This window comes from Streptomyces sp. SL06 (genome assembly GCF_058244745.1).
The window spans coordinates 879,409-900,244 of sequence record NZ_JBSYOT010000002.1 but is presented as its reverse complement, the minus strand read 5'-3'; the positions used below and the strand labels follow the sequence as shown (position 1 = coordinate 900,244).

The window sequence follows — 20,836 nt, the reverse complement described above, 5'->3', positions numbered from 1 at the left end:
CCGGCGTCCGGCGCCCGGCGTCCGGGTCACAGTCAACTACGGGTAGGGGGTATCCGGCAACGCGGCACTGAACACCGTTGTCATATGCTCTGACCTGCGGAAACGCTATGCAGGTCAGAGCGCTGCGAGGGCCTGCGGGCAGCTGGCCCCCCGGACGGCGACCGGACGGGCGAGGGCCGGCCCCGGCTCCTCGCGAACCCCTGCCCGCCGCGCTCGGTGTCCGCGATGTCCGCTCTGGGAGCGCGGTTTGTGGGGCGGGCCCCGAATCCACGATGATGATCGCGGCAAAGGCGGGCGCACGCGACGCCGACCGACTGTGAAACGGTCGGTGAACACGGCGTTCCCAGCATCCGATAACCTCTGCCGACATGTCGCCCGGGTGCCGCAGGCACGGGTGTCCCACCATGCACAGGCCGGCGCCCAGGCGCCGGCACCAGGGAGTGAGTTCGGTTGTCGACCGCCATCCTCACCGGTCAGCCGGTCCCCGGTTCCTCGGTCGAGAGCGAACTGCGGTCCCTGGGCTTCGACGTCCGCCCCGCCTCCGGCACGGACGAGACCGAGACCCTGCTGGCCCGGGTGCCGGCCGGTGAGCGGGTCGCCGTGGTCGACGCCCGTTTCGTGGGCCACCCGCACGCCCTGCGCCTCGCACTCACCGACCCCCGCTTCCCGCTCGCCGCGATCCCCGGCGCCGTCACCGCCCAGCCGGCCGCGCGCCAGGCCCTGACCCGCGCGATGGCCCGCCAGAACTCCGCCGGCGGCGGTACGGCGGTGGCCGTCGACAGCCTCGCCGACCGGATCGCCGCCGCCCTCGACGCCGACGGCGCCGACGTGCACCGCCCCGAGCTGGGCAGCCTGGTCGCCGCCGTCCCCACCGACCCGCAGGCCCGCAACGAGGCACGGCAGGCCGTCGCCGCCGTCGACGACGAGGCCGTACGCCTGAAGTCGGTGGTCAAGGCCCGCGACGGCTTCTTCACCACCTTCTGCGTCAGCCCCTACTCCCGCTACCTCGCCCGCTGGTGCGCCGGGCGCGGACTGACCCCCAACCAGGTCACCACCGCCTCGCTGCTCACCGCGCTGGTGGCGGCGGGCTGCGCGGCCACCGGCACCCGCGGCGGCTTCGTCGCCGCCGGCCTGCTGCTCGTCGCGTCCTTCGTCCTCGACTGCACCGACGGACAGCTCGCCCGCTACACCCTGCGCTACTCCACGCTCGGCGCCTGGCTGGACGCCACCTTCGACCGGGTCAAGGAGTACGCGTACTACGCGGGCCTCGCCGTCGGAGCCGCCCGTGGCGGCGACGACGTATGGGCCCTCGCCCTCGGCGCGATGATCCTGCAGACCTGCCGGCACCTCGTGGACTTCTCCTTCAACGAGGCCACCCACGACGCCGTCGCCGCCCCCGGCCCCGCCCCCACCCTCTCCGACCGGCTCGACAGCGTGGGCTGGACGGTCTGGGCCCGTCGCATGATCATCCTGCCCATCGGCGAACGCTGGGCCATGATCGCCCTGCTGACCGCGTTCACCACGCCCCGGATCACCCTGTACGCGCTGCTCATCGGCTGCGCGTTCGCCGGGGCCTACACCACCGCCGGCCGGATCCTGCGCTCACTCACCCGCAGGGCGCCGCGCACCGACCGGGCGGCGAAGGCCCTGGCCGACCTCACCGACTCGGGGCCGCTCGCCGAGGCCGCCGCCGGCCGGCTCGGGGAGAGGGCCCGCGGACTGCCCGGCCCCGCCGCGCCCGCCGTCGCTCTTCTCGGCGGCCTCGCCCTCGTCGCGACGGCCACGCTCACCGGCTTCGGCGGCCCCGGGCCGGCCGTCGCCGCGATCCTCTACGTGTTCACGTCCGGCCTCGCCGTCGCCCGCCCCCTCAAGGGCGTCCTCGACTGGCTGGTCCCGCCCGTCCTGCGGGCCGCCGAGTACGGCACCGTCCTGGTACTGGCGACGAAAGCCGGGGTGAACGGGGCACTTCCGGCGGGCTTCGGGCTGGTTGCCGCGGTCGCCTACCATCACTACGACACGGTCTACCGCATCCGCGGCGGCGTGGGCGCGCCACCGCGGTGGCTGGTACGGACGGCCGGGGGCCACGAGGGGCGCACGCTGTTGATCACCGTGCTGGCCGTGCTGCTCACCGCCGCACAGTTCAAGGTCGCGCTCACGGTCCTCGCCGTGGCCGTGGCTCTCGTGGTGCTCGTGGAGAGCACCCGCTTCTGGGTCGCCGCCCACCTGGGCGACGCACCCGCCATACACGACGAAGGAGAACCCGCATGATCGGCCTCGTGCTGGCGGCCGGCGCCGGACGCCGTCTGCGCCCCTACACCGACACCCTGCCCAAGGCACTGGTCCCGGTCGGCCCCGAGGGCGCGGAGGACGGCATCACGGTCCTGGACCTCACGCTGGCGAACTTCGCCGAGGTCGGCCTGACCGAGGCCGGGATCATCGTCGGCTACCGCAAGGAGGCCGTGTACGAGCGCCGGGAGGCGCTGGAGCGGAAGTACGGCGTCAAGCTCACCCTCATCGACAACGACAAGGCCGAGGAGTGGAACAACGCCTACTCCCTGTGGTGCGGCCGCGACGCCCTCAAGGACGGCGTGATCCTCGCCAACGGCGACACCGTGCACCCGGTCTCCGTCGAGCGGACCCTGCTCGCCGCCCGCGGCGACGGCAAGAAGATCATCCTCGCGCTCGACGCGGTGAAGAAGCTCGCCGAGGAGGAGATGAAGGTCGTCGTCGACCCCGGCAAGGGCGTGCGGCGCATCACCAAGCTGATGGACCCGGCCGAGGCGACCGGCGAGTACATCGGCGTCACCCTCATCGAGGGCGAGGCCGCCGCAGACCTCGCCGACGCCTTGCGCACCACCTTCGAGCGCGACCCGCAGCTCTACTACGAGGACGGCTACCAGGAGCTGGTCAACCGCGGCTTCAAGGTCGACGTGGAGCCGATCGGCGACGTCAAGTGGGTCGAGATCGACAACCACGAGGATCTCGCCAGGGGCAGGGAGATCGCGTGCCAGTACTGACGAGGCTCATCCCGTCGCCGGTCGTCGTGGACATCCGCGCGGGTGCCCTCGACGACCTGGGATGTGTGCTCGCCGACGAGCGCATCTCCCACTCGGGCAAGCTCGCCGTCGCCGTCAGCGGCGGCTCCGGTGCCCGGCTGCGCGAGCGCGTCGCCCCCTCGCTGCCCGGCGCCGACTGGTTCGAGGTCGGCGGCGGCACCCTGGACGCCGCGATCAAGCTGGCCGGCGCCATGAAGGGCGGCCACTACGACGCGGTCGTCGGCCTCGGCGGCGGCAAGATCATCGACTGTGCCAAGTTCGCCGCGGCGCGCATCGGCCTGCCGCTGGTCGCCGTGCCCACGAACCTCGCGCACGACGGACTGTGCTCGCCGGTCGCCACCCTCGACAACGACGCGGGCCGCGGCTCCTACGGCGTCCCGAACCCGATCGCCGTCGTCATCGACCTGGACGTCATCCGCCAGGCCCCGGTGCGGTTCGTGCGCGCCGGCATCGGCGACGCCGTCTCCAACGTCTCCGCGATCGCGGACTGGGAGCTGGCCAACCGCGTCAAGGGCGAGCGGATCGACGGCCTGGCCGCCGCCATGGCCCGCCAGGCCGGTGAGGCCGTGCTCCGGCACCCCGGCGGCGTCGGCGACAACGACTTCCTCCAGGTGCTCGCCGAGGGCCTGGTCCTGACCGGCATCGCCATGTCGGTCTCCGGCGACTCGCGGCCCGCCTCCGGCGCCTGCCACGAGATCAACCACGCCTTCGACCTGCTCTTCCCCCAGCGCGCGGCGGCCCACGGCGAGCAGTGCGGGCTGGGCGCGGCCTTCGCGATGTATCTGCGCGGAGCCCACGAGGAGTCCGCCCACATGGCCCGGGTACTGCGCCGGCACGGACTGCCGGTACTGCCGGAGGAGATCGGGTTCACGCCGCAGGAGTTCTTCCGCGTCGTGGAGTTCGCCCCCCGCACGCGGCCCGGCCGCTACACGATCCTCGAGCACCTCGACCTCAAAACCGACCAGATCAAGGACATGTACGCCGACTATGTCAAGGCCATCGGTAGCTGAACTACGTCCGGTCGTCCACCCCGCGGGCGTCAAGGACCGGCGCAGCGGCGAACACTGGGCGGGACGCCTCTACATGCGCGAGGTCTCGCTGCGGATCGACCGCTACCTGGTGAACACCAGGATCACGCCCAACCAGCTCACGTACCTGATGACCGTCTGCGGCGTGCTCGCGGCCCCGGCCCTGCTGGTGCCGGGCATCACGGGCGCCGTGCTCGGGGTCGTGGCGGTCCAGCTGTACCTGCTGCTCGACTGCGTCGACGGCGAGGTCGCGCGCTGGAAGAAGCAGTACTCGCTCGGCGGCGTCTACCTCGACCGGGTCGGTGCCTACCTCACCGACGCCGCGGTCCTGGTCGGCCTCGGCCTGCGCGCGGCCGACGTGTTCGGCACCGGGCGGATCGACTGGCTGTGGGCCTTCCTCGGCACCCTGGCCGCCCTCGGCGCCATCCTGATCAAGGCCGAGACCGACCTCGTGGGCGTCGCCCGGCACCAGACCGGCAAGGCGCCGGTCGAGGAGGCCGCGTCCGAGCCGCGCTCCTCCGGCATGGCGCTGGCCCGCCGCGCCGCCGGGGCGCTCAGATTCCACCGGCTGATCCTCGGCATAGAAGCGTCCCTGCTGATCCTCCTCCTCGCCATCGTGGACGCGAGCCGCGGCGACCTCTTCTTCACCCGCCTCGGCACCGCCGTACTCGCCGGCATCGCTCTGGTGCAGACCCTGCTGCACCTGGTGTCCATCCTCGCCTCCAGCAGGCTGCGATGAGCGGGGCCACGAAGGTCGGCGCGGTCGTCATCACCATGGGCAACCGCCCCGAGGAACTGCGCGCCCTGCTCGACTCGGTCGCGAAGCAGGACGGCGACCCGGTAGAGGTGGTCGTCGTCGGCAACGGCTCGCCCGTCCCGGAGGTGCCCGACGGCGTGCGCACCGTCGAGCTGCCGGAGAACCTGGGCATCCCTGGCGGCCGCAATGTCGGCATCGAGGCCTTCGGGCCCAGCGGCCAGGACGTTCGACATTCTGCTCTTCCTCGACGACGACGGCCTGCTCGCCCGCAACGACACCGCCGAACTGTGCCGCGAGGCCTTCGCGGCCGACGACCGGCTCGGCATCATCAGCTTCCGCATCGCCGACCCGGACACCGGCGAGACCCAGCGCCGGCACGTACCGCGGCTGCGGGCCTCCGACCCGATGCGCTCCTCCCGGGTGACCACCTTCCTCGGCGGCGCCAACGCCGTGCGCACCCGCGTCCTGGCCGAGGTCGGCGGACTGCCCGACGCCTTCTTCTACGCCCACGAGGAGACCGACCTGGCCTGGCGGGCCCTCGACGCGGGCTGGATGATCGACTACCGCGCCGACATGGTGCTGAACCACCCCACGACCGCGCCCTCGCGGCACGCGGTCTACCACCGCATGGTCGCCCGCAACCGGGTCTGGCTCGCCCGCCGCAACCTTCCCGCGCTCCTGATCCCCGTCTACCTCGGCGTGTGGATGCTGCTCACCCTGCTGCGCCGCCCCTCGCGACCGGCACTGAAGGCCTGGTTCGGCGGCTTCCGCGAGGGCTGGTCCACCGCCTGCGGTCCCCGACGGCCCATGAGGTGGCGTACGGTGTGGCGGCTGACCCGGCTGGGCCGGCCTCCCGTGATCTGACAAGCTCGTCCCCCGAGAGCGTCCCGGCCCGTCCGGGGCGACCAGGTCCATGCCAGGCCCGCGCGGCCGAGCATTCCGAAGACGAAAGTTTCCACCAGTGAGTGAGACAACGCACGACGGCACGGTCGCCATGGCCAAGCCCGTGTCGCCCGACGAGGGCCTCACACCGGCCCGGCTCGCCGCCAAGTACGGACTGTCCGTGAGCGGGGCCCGGCCGTCCCTCTCGGAGTACGTCCGTCAGCTGTGGGGACGGCGGCACTTCATCCTCGCCTTCTCCCAGGCGAAGCTGACCGCCCAGTACAGCCAGGCCAAACTCGGCCAGGTGTGGCAGGTGGCCACGCCGCTGCTGAACGCGCTCGTCTACTTCCTGATCTTCGGCCTGATCCTCAACGCCGGCCGCGGCATGCCGAAGGACGTGTACATCCCGTTCCTGGTGACGGGCGTGTTCGTGTTCACCTTCACCCAGTCCTCGGTGATGGCGGGCGTGCGCGCGATCGCCGGCAACCTCGGGCTGGTGCGGGCGCTGCACTTCCCGCGCGCCTCGCTCCCGATCTCGTTCGCGCTCCAGCAGCTCCAGCAGTTGCTGGCCTCGATGATCGTGATGTTCGCGGTGGTGATGGGCTTCGGCAGCTTCCCCGGCCTGTCCTGGCTGCTGGTCGTCCCGGCGCTCCTCCTGCAGTTCCTCTTCAACGTGGGTCTGGCGCTGATCGTGGCCCGGATGGGCGCGAAGACGCCGGACCTGGCCCAGCTGATGCCGTTCGTCATGCGGACCTGGATGTACGCGTCGGGCGTCATGTTCTCCATCCCGATCATGCTGAAGGACAAGCCGGGCTGGCTCGCGGACGTGCTCCAGTGGAACCCGGCCGCCGTCTACATGGACCTGATCCGCTTCGCGCTGATCGACGGCTACGGCTCGCAGAACCTGCCCCCGCACGTGTGGGCGGTCGCGCTCGGCTGGGCGGTGCTCCTGGCCACCGGCGGCTTCGTGTACTTCTGGAAGGCGGAGGAGAGGTACGGCCGTGGCTGAGCGACTGCAGGACGAGCGGGTGCCGACGGTCATCGCGGACGAGCTGCACATCGTCTACCGCGTCAACGGCGCCAAGACCGGCAAGGGCAGCGCGACGGCGGCCCTGAGCCGCATGATCGGGCGCGGCTCCGACGACACGGCACGGGGCGTGCGCAAGGTGCACGCGGTGCGGGGCGTCTCCTTCATCGCCTACCGGGGCGAGGCCATCGGCCTGATCGGGTCCAACGGATCCGGCAAGTCCACCCTGCTGCGGGCCGTCGCCGGCCTGCTGCCCGCCGAGCGCGGCAAGGTCTACACCGACGGCCAGCCCTCCCTGCTCGGGGTGAACGCGGCCCTGATGAACGACCTGACCGGCGAACGGAACGTCATCCTCGGCGGCCTGGCCATGGGGATGTCCCGCGAACAGATCAAGGAGCGCTACCAGGACATCGTCGACTTCTCCGGCATAAACGAGAAGGGCGACTTCATCACCCTGCCGATGCGCACCTACTCCTCCGGCATGGCAGCCCGGCTGCGGTTCTCCATCGCCGCCGCCAAGGACCACGACGTGCTGATGATCGACGAGGCACTGGCCACCGGCGACCGCAAGTTCCAGACACGTTCCGAGGCGCGCATCCGGGAACTGCGCAAGGAGGCCGGCACCGTCTTCCTGGTCAGCCACAACAACAAGTCCATCCGGGACACCTGCGACCGCGTCCTGTGGCTGGAGCGCGGCGAACTGCGCATGGACGGCCCCACCGACGAGGTACTCAGGGAGTACGAGAAGTTCACAGGCAAGTAGCCCGACACGCCACGGCCTCGCCGAAACTGTTCCGGCGGGGCCCCGCGTGTGCAAAGGAAGCGTCAACTCCTGGCCTACTCAGGAATCTTGAAGTGAATCGGTGTGTTCTTGTGATGCGCTGTGCACCCCGACGGACTTCTGTGAGTTGTACAACGTAAGCTGTACCGGTCCTGAACGCGGCACATGGGGCGATAATGCCCGGCACCCCTGGGCGGGCCTGCCGTGCGGACGGCCGGGCGGCGTGTCCGAAATAGTGTGTGTTGGGTCGGCAGTGTAGAACGGGAGATGTGACGGCAATGGCTACGGAAACTCCCCGGCTCCGCCAAGCGTGCGCCGTCCCCGGCCAGGGCAGCCCGCGATGACGGTCACCGACTCGGCGCACGCCGCCGACGCGGAGCGCGGCACCCTCGCCAAGGCCGCGGGCGAGAACTTCCCCGTGGCTCCCTTCTTCCTGCCCCGCGCCTGGCGCGCCGACCTCATGGCCGTGTACGGCTTTGCCCGCCTCGTCGACGACATCGGCGACGGCGACCTGGCCCCAGGCGGCGCCGACGCCCGCCTCCTCGGCGTCCCCGACGACCGGGCCGAGGACCGGCTGGTGATGCTGGACGCCTTCGAGGAGGACCTGCGCAGGGTCTTCGACGGCACGCCCCGCCACCCGCTGCTGCGCCGTCTGAAACCCACCGTGCGCCGCCGCTCGCTGACCCCCGAGCCCTTCCTCGCACTGATCGCCGCCAACCGCCAGGACCAACTCGTGCGGCGGTACGAGACCTACGACGACCTCCTCGCCTACTGCGAGCTTTCGGCCAACCCGGTCGGCCGCCTCGTCCTCGCCGTCACCGGCACCGCGACACCCGAACGGATCCGCCGCTCCGACGCGGTCTGCACCGCCCTCCAGATCGTCGAGCACCTCCAGGACGTCACCGAGGACCTGGGCCGGGACCGCGTGTATCTGCCCGCCGAGGACATGTCGCGCTTCCACGTCCGGGAGACGGACCTCGCCGCCCCCACCGCGAACGCCTCGGTGCGCGCCCTGATCGCGTACGAGGCGCAACGCGCCCGCGACCTGCTGAGTGAAGGCGCCCCTCTGGTGGGTAGCGTCCACGGCAGACTGCGCCTGCTGCTCGCGGGGTTCGTGGGAGGAGGGAGGGCGGCGGTCCGGGCGATCGCCGCCGCGGATCACGACGTACTTCCCGGCCCGCCCAAGCCCGGCAAGCCGCAGTTGCTGCGCGAGGTGGGCGTGATCCTTCGAGGAGAGGGGTGATCGGGACCGTGGAGTCGTCAGCGAACATGCCGGCGCCGGTGCTCGCCGCCTACAGCTACTGCGAGGCCGTCACCGGTCAGCAAGCACGTAACTTCGCCTACGGCATCCGGCTTCTGCCGACGCCCAAGCGCCGGGCGATGTCGGCGCTGTACGCGTTCTCGCGCCGCGTCGACGACATCGGCGACGGGGGACTGCCGGACGACGTCAAGGTCGCGCGGCTGGAGGAGACCCGGGGACTGCTCACCCGGATCCACGAGGGCGCGGTCGACGAGGACGACACCGACCCGGTCGCCGTCGCCCTCGCCCACGCGGCCCGGCGGTTTCCCATCCCGCTCGACGGCCTCGACGAGCTGATCGACGGCGTCCAGATGGACGTGCGCGGCGAGACCTACGAGACCTGGGACGACCTGAAGACCTACTGCCGCTGCGTGGCGGGCGCCATCGGACGCCTCTCGCTCGGCGTGTTCGGCACGGAACCGGGAGCGCGCGGCGCCGAGCGCGCCGCCGAGTACGCCGACACGCTCGGGCTCGCGCTCCAGCTCACCAACATCCTGCGGGACGTCCGCGAGGACGCCGAGGACGGGCGGACCTACCTGCCCGCCGACGACCTCGCCAAGTTCGGCTGCTCGGCCGGGTTCAACGGGCCGACACCACCCGAGGGCTCCGACTTCGCGGGCCTCGTGCACTTCGAAGTGCGCCGGGCCCGTGCCCTTTTCGCCGAGGGCTACCGGCTCCTGCCCATGCTGGACCGGCGCAGCGGTGCCTGCGTGGCCGCCATGGCCGGCATCTACCGACGCCTCCTGGACCGCATCGAGCGCGACCCGCAGGCCGTGCTGCGCGGCCGGGTCTCGCTGCCAGGACGCGAGAAGGCGTACGTCGCCGTGCGCGGTCTGTCCGGGCTGGACGCCCGGCATGTCACCCGGCGGGCCGTCAGGAGGCGCGCCTGATGGATACACCCGGCAAACTCGACACACCGGACCGGGAGCGGAGCACCGGCGAAGAACGGCGGGCAACCCTCGGCCCGCGGTCGGCGTCCCTGACTGAGACGGTCGGCCGTACGCCGTTCACACAGCACGGTGACCGGACAGAGAAAGGCGCAGCATGACGCACGGCAACGCCACGGGTGGCGGTGGGCGGCTCGCGGACGTGTCCGCCCTGCGCCCCGGCGGACACGCCGTCGTGGTCGGCGGCGGACTCGCCGGTGTCACCGCCGCGCTCGCGCTTGCCGACGCCGGGGTGCGCGTCACCCTGCTCGAAGGAAGGCCGCGGCTGGGCGGGCTCGCCTTCTCCTTCCAGCGCGGCGACCTCACCGTCGACAACGGCCAGCACGTGTACCTGCGCTGCTGCACCGCCTACCGCTGGTTCCTCGACCGGATCGGCGGGACGGCACTCGCCCCGGTGCAGGACCGTCTCGACGTGCCCGTCCTCGACCTGGACCGGCCGAAGGGGCGGCGGCTCGGCAGACTGCGGCGCGACGCGCTGCCCGTGCCCCTGCATCTGGGGCGCAGTCTGGCGACGTACCCGCACCTGTCCCTCGCCGAGCGTGCCGCGGTCGGGCGGGCCGCGCTCGCGCTCAAGGGGCTCGACCTCGCCGATCCGACCCTGGACACCCAGGACTTCGGCAGCTGGCTGACCGCGCACGGTCAGTCGGCGCGTGCCGTCGAGGCCCTGTGGGACCTGGTCGGGGTCGCCACCCTCAACGCGGTCGCGGGCGACGCCTCCCTCGGGCTCGCCGCGATGGTGTTCAAGACCGGTCTGCTGTCCGACCCGGGCGCGGCCGACATCGGCTGGGCCCGCGTCCCGCTGGGCGAACTGCACGACAGGCTGGCCCGCAAGGCGCTCGACTCCGCGGGCGTCCGTACCGAGGTCCGTACACGCGTCACCTCCGTCTGTGTTAACGAGAACGGCGGCTGGAGCGTTCAGGTTCCCGACGAGACGCTCGAAGCCGACGCGGTCGTCCTCGCCGTACCCCAGCGCGAGGCGCACGACCTGCTGCCCGCCGGCGCCCTCGACGCCCCCGGACATCTTCTGGAGATCGGCACCGCGCCGATCCTCAACATCCATGTGCTCTACGACCGCAAGGTGCTCGCCGCGCCGTTCCTCGCCGCGCTCGGCACCCCGGTGCAGTGGGTGTTCGACCGTACCGAGGCCTCCGGGCTGAAGGAGGGGCAGTACCTGGCGCTGTCCCAGTCGACCGCGCAGGACGAGATCGACGAACCCGTGTCCGCGCTGCGCGAGCGGTACCTGCCCGAACTGGAGCGGCTGCTGCCCCGCACCAGGGGTGCCGAGGTGAAGGACTTCTTCGTGACCAGGGAGCGCACCGCGACGTTCGTTCCCGCTCCCGGCGTCGGCCGGCTGCGGCCCGGCGCCCGCACCAAGGCACCCGGCCTCTACCTGGCCGGAGCGTGGACCGCCACCGGGTGGCCCGCGACCATGGAGAGTGCGGTTCGCAGCGGTGTCGGGGCGGCGGGCGCCGCGCTCGGCGCCCCGGGCCGGTCCCGCGGCCTCCTTCCCGACTTCTTCGAGGAGGCGGCGTGAAAGCCGATCCGCGGGGAAGCGACTCCCGCACTCCCGGTACCGCAACTGGAGGAGAGACTGTGCCCACTGTGCCCCCGGCCCCGAAGGCCGACCGACGGACCACGGTGGACGTGACCGCGCTTCTCGAGCGCGGCCGGACCCTGGCCACGCCGGTGCTGCGGGCGGCCGTCGACCGCCTGGCACCTCCCATGGACACCGTCGCCGCCTACCACTTCGGCTGGATCGACGCCCATGGCAGGCCGGCCGACGGCGACGGCGGCAAGGCCGTCCGCCCCGCGCTCGCCGTGCTCTCCGCCGAGGTCACCGGTGCCGCGCCCGAGGTCGGCGTGCCCGGCGCGGTGGCCGTGGAACTGGTGCACAACTTCTCCCTCCTGCACGACGACCTGATGGACGGGGACGAGCAGCGCCGCCACCGCGACACCGTCTGGAAGGTGCACGGCCCCGCCCAGGCCATCCTCGTCGGCGACGCCCTGTTCGCGCTGGCCAACGAGGTGCTCCTGGAGCTGGACACCGTCGAGGCCGGCCGCGCCACCCGCCGGCTGACCAACGCCACCCGGGCCCTGATCGACGGTCAGGCCCAGGACATCTCCTACGAGCACCGCGACCGGGTCAGCGTCGAGGAGTGCCTGGAGATGGAGGGCAACAAGACCGGCGCCCTGCTCGCCACCGCCAGCTCCGTCGGCGCCGTGCTCGGCGGCGCCGACGAGCACACCGCGGACACGCTGGAGAAGTACGGCTACCACCTCGGCCTGGCCTTCCAGGCCGTCGACGACCTCCTCGGCATCTGGGGCGATCCCGGGGCCACCGGCAAGCAGACCTGGAGCGACCTGCGCCAGCGCAAGAAGTCCCTCCCGGTCGTGGCCGCCCTCGCCGAGGGCGGTCCCGCCTCCGAGCGGCTCGGCGAGATCCTCACCGCCGACGCCAAGACCAGTGACTTCGCGAACTTCTCCGAGGAGGAGTTCGCGGCCCGCGCCGCCCTCATCGAGGAAGCGGGCGGCCGGGAGTGGACCGCCGACGAGGCGCGCCGCCAGCACACCATCGCCATCGAAGCTCTCGACGCCGTCGACATGCCCGACCGGGTGCGGGACCGGTTCACGGCGCTCGCGGACTTCGTCGTCGTACGAAAGAGATGATCATTATCGGTCGAATAGCCCTCGCGTAGTCGCCGGCCGGTGCCTTCCCGCTCTCGACTCCGATCGAGCGGGACTCCAGGTGGACGAGCACCGGCCGACGGCGGACCCACAGCAGAGCACCGTATGCACACTGCACGAAGGGGAAGCCATGACAGCGACGACCGACGGAAGCACCGGGGCCACCCTGCGGCCCCTGGCAGCCGCGGCCAGCGACACCGACATCACGATCCCCGCCGCGGCGGCCGGGGTACCAGAAGCCGCCGTACGCGCCACCCGGCGCGCCACCGAGTTCCTGCTCTCCCGGCAGGATGCCCAGGGCTGGTGGAAGGGCGACCTCGAGACCAACGTCACGATGGACGCCGAAGACCTGCTCCTGCGTCAGTTCCTCGGCATCCAGGACGAGGAGACCACGCGGGCCGCCGCTCTGTTCATCCGCGGCGAGCAGCGCGAGGACGGCACCTGGGCCACCTTCTACGGCGGTCCCGGCGAGCTGTCCACGACCATCGAGGCCTACGTCGCCCTCCGCCTGGCCGGTGACACGCCCGACGCCCCGCACATGGCGCGGGCCTCGGAGTGGATCCGCTCCCGGGGCGGCATCGCGGCCTCCCGCGTCTTCACCCGGATCTGGCTCGCCCTGTTCGGCTGGTGGAAGTGGGACGACCTGCCCGAACTCCCACCGGAACTCATCTACTTCCCCACCTGGGCACCTCTCAACATCTACGACTTCGGCTGCTGGGCCCGGCAGACCATCGTGCCGCTGACCATCGTCTCGGCGAAGCGGCCGGTGCGCCCCGCGCCCTTCCCGCTGGACGAACTGCACACCGACCCGGCCCGGCCCAACCCGCCGAGACCCCTGGCACCGGCGGCGAGCTGGGACGGTGCCTTCCAGCGCATCGACAAGGCCCTGCACGCCTACCGCAAGATCGCCCCGCGCCGGCTGCGCCGGGCCGCGGTGAACAGCGCCGCCCGCTGGATCATCGAACGGCAGGAGAACGACGGCTGCTGGGGCGGCATCCAGCCGCCGGCCGTGTACTCGGTCATTGCGCTGTACCTGATCGGCTACGACCTCGAACACCCCGTGATGCGGGCCGGACTGGAGTCGCTGGACCGCTTCGCCGTCTGGCGCGAGGACGGGGCCCGGATGATCGAGGCCTGCCAGTCCCCGGTGTGGGACACCTGCCTGGCCACCATCGCGCTCGCCGACGCCGGAGTCCCCGAGGACCACCCGCAACTGGTGAAGGCCGCGGACTGGATGCTCGGCGAGCAGATCGTGCGCCCCGGCGACTGGTCCGTGAAGCGGCCCGGACTCCCGCCCGGCGGCTGGGCGTTCGAGTTCCACAACGACAACTACCCGGACATCGACGACACCGCCGAGGTGGTCCTCGCGCTGCGCCGGGTCCGGCACCACGACCCGGAGCGGCTGGAGAGGGCGATCGGCCGCGGGGTGCGCTGGAACCTCGGCATGCAGTCGAAGAACGGCGCCTGGGGCGCGTTCGACGTCGACAACACCAGCCCCTTCCCCAACCGGCTGCCGTTCTGCGACTTCGGCGAGGTCGTCGACCCGCCGTCGGCCGACGTGACCGCGCACGTCGTCGAGATGCTCGCCGTCGAGGGCCTCGCCGACGACCCGCGCACCCGGCGCGGCATCCAGTGGCTGCTGGACGAACAGGAGGCGGACGGCTCGTGGTTCGGCCGCTGGGGCGTCAACTACATCTACGGCACCGGGTCGGTGATCCCCGCCCTGACCGCCGCCGGACTGCCCGTCTCGCACCCGGCCGTCCGCCGCGCGGTGCGCTGGCTGGAGTCCGTCCAGAACGAGGACGGCGGCTGGGGCGAGGACCTGCGCTCCTACCGGTACGCCAAGGAGTGGAGCGGCCGCGGCGCCTCGACCGCCTCGCAGACCGGCTGGGCGCTGATGGCCCTGCTGGCGGCGGGGGAGCGGGAGTCCAAGGCCGTGGAGCGCGGCGTCGAGTGGCTCGCCGCCACCCAGCGCGAGGACGGCTCCTGGGACGAGCCCTACTTCACCGGGACCGGCTTCCCCTGGGACTTCTCCATCAACTACCACCTGTACCGGCAGGTCTTCCCCCTCACCGCGCTCGGCCGGTACGTCCACGGAGAACCCTTCGCCGGCACCTCCCGCGCGGAGCAGACCTCCGCCGGACAGCCGCCGGCCGACCGGCCCGCGGCCGAGGTGAGAGGCAACTGATGAACCCGCGGACCGGCCCGTCCTCGCTGCTGATCGCCTGCGCGCTCGGCATCGAGCACCTCGCCCTGCGCACCGGCGACCGCGGTGGCGCCGGCGGGCCGGTCACCGTCCTGCGCACCGGCATGGGTCCCAAGGCGGCCGAGCGCTCGGTCACCCGGGTCCTGGCCGACCCGGCGCTCGCCGGCGCCGCCGTGCTCGCCACCGGCTTCTGCGCGGGACTCGCCCCCGGCATGCACCCCGGCGACCTGGTCGTCGCCGAGGAGACCCGGGAGCGGCGCGGCACCGTCGCGTGCGTCGGGACCCAGCGGCTCGTCAAGGAACTCTCGCGAGCCGTCCCCGGGCGCACCGTCCACACCGGGCCGCTGACCGGCTCGGACCATGTCGTCCGCGGTCTCGAACGCGCCGATCTGCTCGCAACCGGCGCGATCGCCGTCGACATGGAATCCGCGGCCACGCTCCTGAGCGCCGTAGGGGCGGGCGAGCGCCCGGTTGCGGCCGTCCGTGTGGTCGTGGACGCTCCAGAGCACGAACTCGTCCGGATCGGCACCGTGCGCGGTGGAATATCGGCTTTCCGCGTTCTTCGATCCGTTCTTCCCGCATTTTTCGAATGGCACCGTTCTTTGATGCTTCCCCGGAGGTGAGCCCAGATGGCCATGCCGCTGCGCCAGTCCATCAAGGTCGCTACATACCTGGCCGAACAGAAGATTCGCCGACGGGACAAGTTCCCGCTCATCGTCGAGCTCGAGCCGCTCTTCGCCTGCAACCTGAAATGCGAGGGGTGCGGCAAAATCCAGCACCCGGCCGGGGTGCTCAAGCAGCGCATGCCGGTCGCGCAGGCCGTCGGGGCGGTGCTCGAATCGGGCGCGCCGATGGTCTCCATCGCCGGCGGCGAGCCGCTGATGCACCCGCAGATCGATGAGATCGTGCGCCAGTTGGTGGCCAAGCGGAAGTACGTCTTCCTGTGCACCAACGCCATGCTCATGCGCAAGAAGATGGAGAAGTTCACGCCTTCGCCGTACTTCGCCTTCGCGGTCCACATCGACGGGCTGCGCGAGCGGCACGACGAGTCCGTGGCGAAGGAGGGCGTGTTCGACGAGGCCGTGGCGGCCATCAAGGAGGCCAAGCGGCGCGGCTTCCGGGTCACCACCAACTCGACCTTCTTCAACACCGACACCCCGCAGACCATCGTCGAGGTCCTCAACTTCCTCAACGACGACCTCAAGGTCGACGAGATGATGATCTCGCCCGCCTACGCCTACGAGAAGGCACCCGACCAGGAGCACTTCCTGGGCGTGGAGCAGACCCGCGAGCTGTTCAAGAAGGCCTTCTCGGGCGGCAACCGCCTCCGGTGGCGGCTCAACCACTCGCCGCTGTTCCTCGACTTCCTGGAGGGCAAGGTCGACTTCCCCTGCACGGCCTGGGCGATCCCGAACTACTCCCTCTTCGGCTGGCAGCGCCCCTGCTACCTGATGAGCGACGGATACGTGCCCACGTACCGGGAGCTGATCGAGGAGACCGACTGGGACAAGTACGGCCGCGGCAAGGACCCGCGCTGCGCCAACTGCATGGCGCACTGCGGCTACGAGCCCACCGCCGTCCTGGCCACCATGGGTTCCCTCAAGGAGTCCCTGCGCGCCATGCGGGAGACGGTCTCGGGAAACCGGGAGTGACATCGTGACGGCCATCTCCCTGGGCGTCCCCGAGGTACCGGTCCGGCCGATCGCCGAGCGACGTGAGTCGCGGCGGATCCAGGTCGGGCCGGTGCCCGTCGGGGGCGGGGCCCCGGTGTCGGTGCAGTCCATGACGACGACGCGTACGTCCGACATCGGGGCGACGCTTCAGCAGATCGCGGAGCTGACGGCGTCGGGCTGCCAGATTGTGCGGGTGGCGTGTCCGACGCAGGACGACGCGGACGCGCTGGCGGTGATCGCGAAGAAGTCGCAGATTCCGGTGATCGCGGACATTCATTTCCAGCCGAAGTATGTGTTCGCGGCGATCGAGGCGGGGTGTGCGGCGGTCCGGGTGAATCCGGGCAACATCAAGCAGTTCGACGACAAGGTCAGGGAGATCGCCGGGGCGGCGCGTGACCACGGGACGCCGGTCCGTATCGGTGTGAACGCGGGTTCGCTGGACCGGCGGCTGCTGCAGAAGTACGGGAAGGCGACGCCCGAGGCGCTGGCGGAGTCGGCGTTGTGGGAGGCGTCGCTGTTCGAGGAGCACGGTTTCCGGGACATCAAGATCTCGGTGAAGCACAACGATCCGGTGGTGATGGTCGAGGCCTACCGGCAGCTCGCCGCCCAGTGCGACTATCCGCTGCACCTCGGGGTCACCGAGGCCGGTCCCGCGTTCCAGGGCACGGTCAAGTCGGCCGTCGCCTTCGGCGCGCTGCTCTCCCAGGGCATCGGCGACACCATCCGGGTCTCCCTGTCGGCTCCGCCGGTCGAGGAGATCAAGGTCGGCATCCAGATCCTCCAGTCGCTGGGGCTCAGGGAACGCAGGCTGGAGATCGTCTCCTGCCCGTCCTGCGGGCGCGCCCAGGTCGATGTCTACAAGCTGGCCGAGGAGGTCACGGCGGGGCTTGAGGGCATGGAGGTGCCGTTGCGCGTCGCCGTCATGGGCTGTGTGGTCAACGGTCCCGGCGAGGCCCGCGAGGCCGACCTCGGTGTGGCCTCCGGCAACGGCAAGGGCCAGATCTTCGTCAAGGGCGAGGTCATCAAGACCGTCCCCGAGTCGAAGATCGTGGAGACCCTCATCGACGAGGCCATGAAGATCGCCGAGCAGATGGAGAAGGACGGCGCGTCGGGGGAGCCCGCCGTCACCGTGAGCTGAACACCACGGACCGAAGGGGGCCCGAGCGTGACGATTCTGGAGAGCATCCGGGGACCACGCGACCTGAAGGCGCTGACCGAGGCGGAACTCGGTGAACTGTCCGGCGAGATACGTGACTTCCTGGTGCACGCGGTCGCCCGCACCGGAGGACACCTGGGACCCAACCTCGGCGTGGTGGAACTCACCGTCGCCCTGCACCGGGTCTTCGAGTCACCGGCCGACCGCATCCTGTGGGACACCGGCCACCAGAGCTATGTGCACAAACTCCTGACAGGCCGTCAGGACTTCTCCAAACTGCGCGGCAAGGGAGGGCTGTCGGGCTATCCGTCGCGCGCGGAGTCCGAGCACGACGTGATCGAGAACAGCCACGCCTCCACCGTGCTCGGCTGGGCCGACGGGCTCGCCAAGGCCCGTCAGGTGCAGGGGGAACGCAGCCATGTCGTCGCCGTCATCGGTGACGGCGCGCTCACCGGCGGCATGGCCTGGGAGGCGCTCAACAACATCGCGGCGGCCAGGGACCGGCCGCTGATCATCGTCGTCAACGACAACGAACGCTCGTACGCGCCCACCATAGGCGGGCTCGCCAACCACCTCGCGGCGCTCCGTACGACCGACGGCTACGAGCGGATGCTGGCCTGGGGCAAGGAGTTCCTCCAGCGCACGCCCGTGGTCGGGAACACCGTCTACGAGGCCCTGCACGGCGCCAAGAAGGGCTTCAAGGACGCCTTCGCCCCGCAGGGGCTCTTCGAGGACCTGGGACTGAAGTACCTCGGGCCGATCGACGGGCACGACATCGGGGCCGTCGAGTCGGCGCTCAGACGCGCGAAACGCTTCCACGGACCGGTGCTGGTGCACTGCCTCACCGAGAAGGGCCGGGGCTACGAACCGGCCCTGCGCGACGAGGAGGACCACTTCCACACCGTCGGCGTGATGGACCCGCTCACCTGCGCGCCGCTCAGCCCCTCGAACGGGCCGTCCTGGACCTCCGTGTTCGGCGAGGAGATCGTCCGGATCGGTGAGGAGCGCGACGACGTGGTGGCGATCACCGCGGCCATGCTCCACCCGGTCGGCCTCGCCGCCTTCGCCGAGCGGTTCCCCGACCGGGTCTGGGACGTTGGCATCGCCGAACAGCACGCCGCCGTGTCCGCGGCCGGCCTGGCGACCGGCGGCCTCCACCCGGTCGTCGCCGTCTACGCCACCTTCCTCAACCGTGCCTTCGACCAGCTTCTGATGGACGTGGCCCTGCACCGCTGCGGGGTCACCTTCGTGCTTGACCGGGCCGGCGTCACCGGCGTCGACGGGCCCTCGCACAACGGCATGTGGGACATGTCCGTCCTCCAGGTCGTCCCGGGCCTGCGCATCGGGGCACCCCGCGACGCCGACCAACTGCGGGTCCAACTGCGCGAGGCGGTCGCCGTCGACGACGCGCCGACTCTGCTGCGCTTCCCCAAGGAGTCCGTCGGAGAGTCCGTCCCGGCCGTCGACCGGGTCGGCGGCATGGACGTCCTGCACGCCGCCGGCCGGCCCGAGGTGCTGCTCGTGGCCGTCGGCGTGATGGCCCCGGTCTGCCTGCGGGCCGCCGAGCTGCTGGAGGCGCGCGGCATCGCGTGCACCGTCGTCGACCCGCGCTGGGTCAAACCCGTCGACCCGGCGCTCCCGCCGCTGGCCGCACGGCACCGCCTGGTGGCCGTCGTCGAGGACAACAGCCGCGCGGCCGGGGTCGGTTCCGCGGTGGCGCTGGCGCTGGGCGACGCCGACATCGACGTACCGGTACGCCGCTTCGGCATCCCCGAGCAGTTCCTCGCGCACGCCAAACGGGCCGAGGTGCTCGCCGACATCGGCCTCACGCCGGTCGAGATCGCGGGCCGGATCAGCGCGAGCCTGGCCGTCGGAGAGCAGACCGTGGCACAGTCCGAGGACGGACGGGTCGCCATGCCAGTGCAAGGAGAGAACTGAATGACCAAGGAGTTCGACCTCACCGCGCTGTTGGCCGAGCGCGGAGCCGAGCGGTACGAGCTGCACGCCAGGCACCTCAACCACCAACTGCCGCGCATGCTGCGTACCATCGGCTTCGACAAGGTCTACGAGCGGGCCGAGGGCGCGCACTTCTGGGACGCGGACGGCAACGACTACCTGGACATGCTCGCCGGATTCGGGGTGATGGGCCTCGGGCGCCACCACCCCGTCGTCCGCAAGGCGCTGCACGACGTACTCGACGCCTCGCTGCCCGACCTGACCCGTTTCGACTGCCCGCCGCTGCCCGGACTGCTGGCCGAGAAGCTGCTCTCCTACAGCCCCCACCTGGACCGCGTCTTCTTCGGCAACAGCGGCACGGAGGCGGTCGAGACCGCGCTGAAGTTCGCCCGCTACGCGACCGGCAGGCCGAGGATCCTGTACTGCTCGCACTCCTTCCACGGGCTGACCACCGGATCGCTCTCCGTCAACGGCGAGGACGGCTTCCGCGACGGCTTCGCCCCGCTGCTGCCCGACACCGCCGTCCCGCTGGGCGACCTGGCCGCCCTGGAGCGGGAGCTGAAACGGGGTGACGTGGCCGCCCTCATCGTGGAGCCGATCCAGGGCAAGGGCGTGCACGAGGCCCCGCCCGGCTATCTGCGCGGCGCGCAGGAACTGCTGCGCCGGCACAAGGCACTGCTGATCGCCGACGAGGTGCAGACGGGCCTGGGCCGGACCGGGAAGTTCTACGCCTTCCAGCACGAGGACGGTGTCGAGCCCGACCTGGTGTGCGTGGCCAAGGCGCTGTCCGGCGGATATGTGCCGGTGGGGGCCACGCTCGGCCGGGACTGGATCTTCAAGAAGGTGTACTCCTCGATGGACCGGGTGCTGGTCCACTCGGCGAGCTTCGGTGCCAACGCGCAGGCCATGGCGGCCGGGCTCGCCGTGCTCTCGGTGATGGAGAACGAGGAGATCGTGGCGAACGCCGCCGCGGTGGGCGAGCGGCTGAAGTCCCGGCTGACGGAACTGGTGGACCGCTACGAGCTGCTCGCCGACGTGCGGGGCCGGGGGCTGATGATCGGCATCGAGTTCGGCCGGCCCACCTCGCTCAAACTGCGCAGCCGCTGGACGATGCTCCAGGCCGCGCGCAAGGGACTGTTCGCGCAGATGGTGGTGGTGCCCCTGCTGCAACGGCACCGGGTGCTCACCCAGGTCTCCGGCGACCACCTGGAGGTGATCAAGCTGATTCCCCCGCTGATCGTCGACATGGAGGACGCGGACCGGTTCGTGGACGCCTTCACCGAGGTGATGGAGGACGCGCACAACGGCGGCGGCCTGATGTGGGACTTCGGCAAGACCCTGGTCAGGCAGGCGGTGGCCCACCGCTGACCCTTTTGCCTCTG

Annotated in this window: 17 protein-coding genes and 1 pseudogene; all 18 read left to right on the top strand. The window is 71.3% G+C overall.

Features of this window, described 5'->3' with window-relative positions; genetic code table 11:
• The first annotated feature begins 450 nt into the window (after window positions 1-450).
• The 18 genes and pseudogenes from AC4IHM_RS03970 to AC4IHM_RS03885 all read left to right on the top strand — a co-directional run bounded on the left by AC4IHM_RS03970 (window position 451) and on the right by AC4IHM_RS03885 (window position 20,822).
• A complete protein-coding gene (locus AC4IHM_RS03970) occupies window positions 451-2,268 on the top strand; it encodes a DUF5941 domain-containing protein (RefSeq protein ID WP_490865692.1) in 1,818 nt (605 codons plus the stop codon).
• A complete protein-coding gene (locus tag AC4IHM_RS03965) occupies window positions 2,265-3,017 on the top strand; it encodes a phosphocholine cytidylyltransferase family protein (protein ID WP_490865691.1) in 753 nt (250 codons plus the stop codon). The genes AC4IHM_RS03970 and AC4IHM_RS03965 overlap by 4 nt, the downstream gene beginning before the upstream one ends.
• Window positions 3,005-4,066: an iron-containing alcohol dehydrogenase family protein gene (locus AC4IHM_RS03960; RefSeq protein WP_490865690.1), complete on the top strand. Its 1,062-nt coding sequence runs from the start codon at window positions 3,005-3,007 to the stop codon at window positions 4,064-4,066. The genes AC4IHM_RS03965 and AC4IHM_RS03960 overlap by 13 nt, the downstream gene beginning before the upstream one ends.
• Window positions 4,044-4,823, top strand: coding sequence for a CDP-alcohol phosphatidyltransferase family protein (locus AC4IHM_RS03955; protein WP_490865689.1), 780 nt, complete (start codon window positions 4,044-4,046; stop codon window positions 4,821-4,823). The genes AC4IHM_RS03960 and AC4IHM_RS03955 overlap by 23 nt, the downstream gene beginning before the upstream one ends.
• Window positions 4,820-5,705, top strand: a pseudogene (locus tag AC4IHM_RS03950) (glycosyltransferase family 2 protein). The gene AC4IHM_RS03955 and the pseudogene AC4IHM_RS03950 overlap by 4 nt, the downstream one beginning before the upstream one ends.
• Window positions 5,706-5,802: 97 nt before the next feature.
• The gene (locus AC4IHM_RS03945) at window positions 5,803-6,732 is read left to right on the top strand and encodes an ABC transporter permease (RefSeq protein WP_490865688.1); all 930 of its coding nucleotides are present in this window, start codon (window positions 5,803-5,805) and stop codon (window positions 6,730-6,732) included.
• Entirely contained in the window at window positions 6,725-7,513 is a 789-nt protein-coding gene (locus tag AC4IHM_RS03940) for an ABC transporter ATP-binding protein (RefSeq protein WP_490865687.1), read from the top strand. Before AC4IHM_RS03945 ends, AC4IHM_RS03940 begins: the two co-directional genes overlap by 8 nt.
• A gap of 358 nt (window positions 7,514-7,871) precedes the next feature.
• A complete protein-coding gene (gene hpnC / locus AC4IHM_RS03935; protein WP_490865686.1) occupies window positions 7,872-8,774 on the top strand; it encodes a squalene synthase HpnC in 903 nt (300 codons plus the stop codon).
• The gene (hpnD, locus tag AC4IHM_RS03930; RefSeq protein WP_490865685.1) at window positions 8,771-9,721 is read left to right on the top strand and encodes a presqualene diphosphate synthase HpnD; all 951 of its coding nucleotides are present in this window, start codon (window positions 8,771-8,773) and stop codon (window positions 9,719-9,721) included. The genes hpnC and hpnD overlap by 4 nt, the downstream gene beginning before the upstream one ends.
• The gene (locus AC4IHM_RS03925; RefSeq protein WP_490865684.1) at window positions 9,721-9,879 is read left to right on the top strand and encodes a DUF6380 family protein; all 159 of its coding nucleotides are present in this window, start codon (window positions 9,721-9,723) and stop codon (window positions 9,877-9,879) included. Before hpnD ends, AC4IHM_RS03925 begins: the two co-directional genes overlap by 1 nt.
• Window positions 9,876-11,312: a hydroxysqualene dehydroxylase HpnE gene (gene hpnE / locus AC4IHM_RS03920; protein WP_490865683.1), complete on the top strand. Its 1,437-nt coding sequence runs from the start codon at window positions 9,876-9,878 to the stop codon at window positions 11,310-11,312. The genes AC4IHM_RS03925 and hpnE overlap by 4 nt, the downstream gene beginning before the upstream one ends.
• A 68-nt stretch (window positions 11,313-11,380) precedes the next feature.
• Window positions 11,381-12,445: a polyprenyl synthetase family protein gene (locus tag AC4IHM_RS03915; RefSeq protein ID WP_490870756.1), complete on the top strand. Its 1,065-nt coding sequence runs from the start codon at window positions 11,381-11,383 to the stop codon at window positions 12,443-12,445.
• A 148-nt stretch (window positions 12,446-12,593) separates the two neighbouring features.
• The gene (gene shc, locus AC4IHM_RS03910) at window positions 12,594-14,651 is read left to right on the top strand and encodes a squalene--hopene cyclase (protein WP_490865682.1); all 2,058 of its coding nucleotides are present in this window, start codon (window positions 12,594-12,596) and stop codon (window positions 14,649-14,651) included.
• Window positions 14,651-15,292 (top strand): phosphorylase family protein, encoded by a 642-nt coding sequence (locus tag AC4IHM_RS03905; RefSeq protein WP_490865681.1) that lies wholly within the window; start codon window positions 14,651-14,653, stop codon window positions 15,290-15,292. Before shc ends, AC4IHM_RS03905 begins: the two co-directional genes overlap by 1 nt.
• A 6-nt stretch (window positions 15,293-15,298) precedes the next feature.
• Entirely contained in the window at window positions 15,299-16,321 is a 1,023-nt protein-coding gene (hpnH, locus tag AC4IHM_RS03900; RefSeq protein WP_490865680.1) for an adenosyl-hopene transferase HpnH, read from the top strand.
• A gap of 4 nt (window positions 16,322-16,325) precedes the next feature.
• Window positions 16,326-17,480, top strand: coding sequence for a flavodoxin-dependent (E)-4-hydroxy-3-methylbut-2-enyl-diphosphate synthase (ispG, locus tag AC4IHM_RS03895; protein WP_490865679.1), 1,155 nt, complete (start codon window positions 16,326-16,328; stop codon window positions 17,478-17,480).
• Window positions 17,481-17,507: 27 nt separating this feature from the next.
• Window positions 17,508-19,436, top strand: a complete 1,929-nt coding sequence (gene dxs / locus AC4IHM_RS03890) for a 1-deoxy-D-xylulose-5-phosphate synthase (RefSeq protein WP_490865678.1) — start codon at window positions 17,508-17,510, stop codon at window positions 19,434-19,436.
• A complete protein-coding gene (locus tag AC4IHM_RS03885) occupies window positions 19,437-20,822 on the top strand; it encodes an aspartate aminotransferase family protein (RefSeq protein WP_490865677.1) in 1,386 nt (461 codons plus the stop codon).
• The last annotated feature ends 14 nt before the right edge of the window (window positions 20,823-20,836 follow it).

What these genes read in the sequence shown, in the direction of transcription:
- AC4IHM_RS03965 (WP_490865691.1), top strand. Translation starts at nt 2,265, where the DNA reads ATGATCGGCCTCGTGCTGGCGGCCGGCGCCGGACGCCGTCTGCGCCCC.
- AC4IHM_RS03955 (WP_490865689.1), top strand. Translation starts at nt 4,044, where the DNA reads ATGTCAAGGCCATCGGTAGCTGAACTACGTCCGGTCGTCCACCCCGCG.
- hpnC (WP_490865686.1), top strand. Translation starts at nt 7,872, where the DNA reads ATGACGGTCACCGACTCGGCGCACGCCGCCGACGCGGAGCGCGGCACC.
- AC4IHM_RS03925 (WP_490865684.1), top strand. Translation starts at nt 9,721, where the DNA reads ATGGATACACCCGGCAAACTCGACACACCGGACCGGGAGCGGAGCACC.
- hpnE (WP_490865683.1), top strand. Translation starts at nt 9,876, where the DNA reads ATGACGCACGGCAACGCCACGGGTGGCGGTGGGCGGCTCGCGGACGTG.
- shc (WP_490865682.1), top strand. Translation starts at nt 12,594, where the DNA reads ATGACAGCGACGACCGACGGAAGCACCGGGGCCACCCTGCGGCCCCTG.
- AC4IHM_RS03905 (WP_490865681.1), top strand. Translation starts at nt 14,651, where the DNA reads ATGAACCCGCGGACCGGCCCGTCCTCGCTGCTGATCGCCTGCGCGCTC.
- hpnH (WP_490865680.1), top strand. Translation starts at nt 15,299, where the DNA reads ATGGCCATGCCGCTGCGCCAGTCCATCAAGGTCGCTACATACCTGGCC.
- AC4IHM_RS03885 (WP_490865677.1), top strand. Translation starts at nt 19,437, where the DNA reads ATGACCAAGGAGTTCGACCTCACCGCGCTGTTGGCCGAGCGCGGAGCC.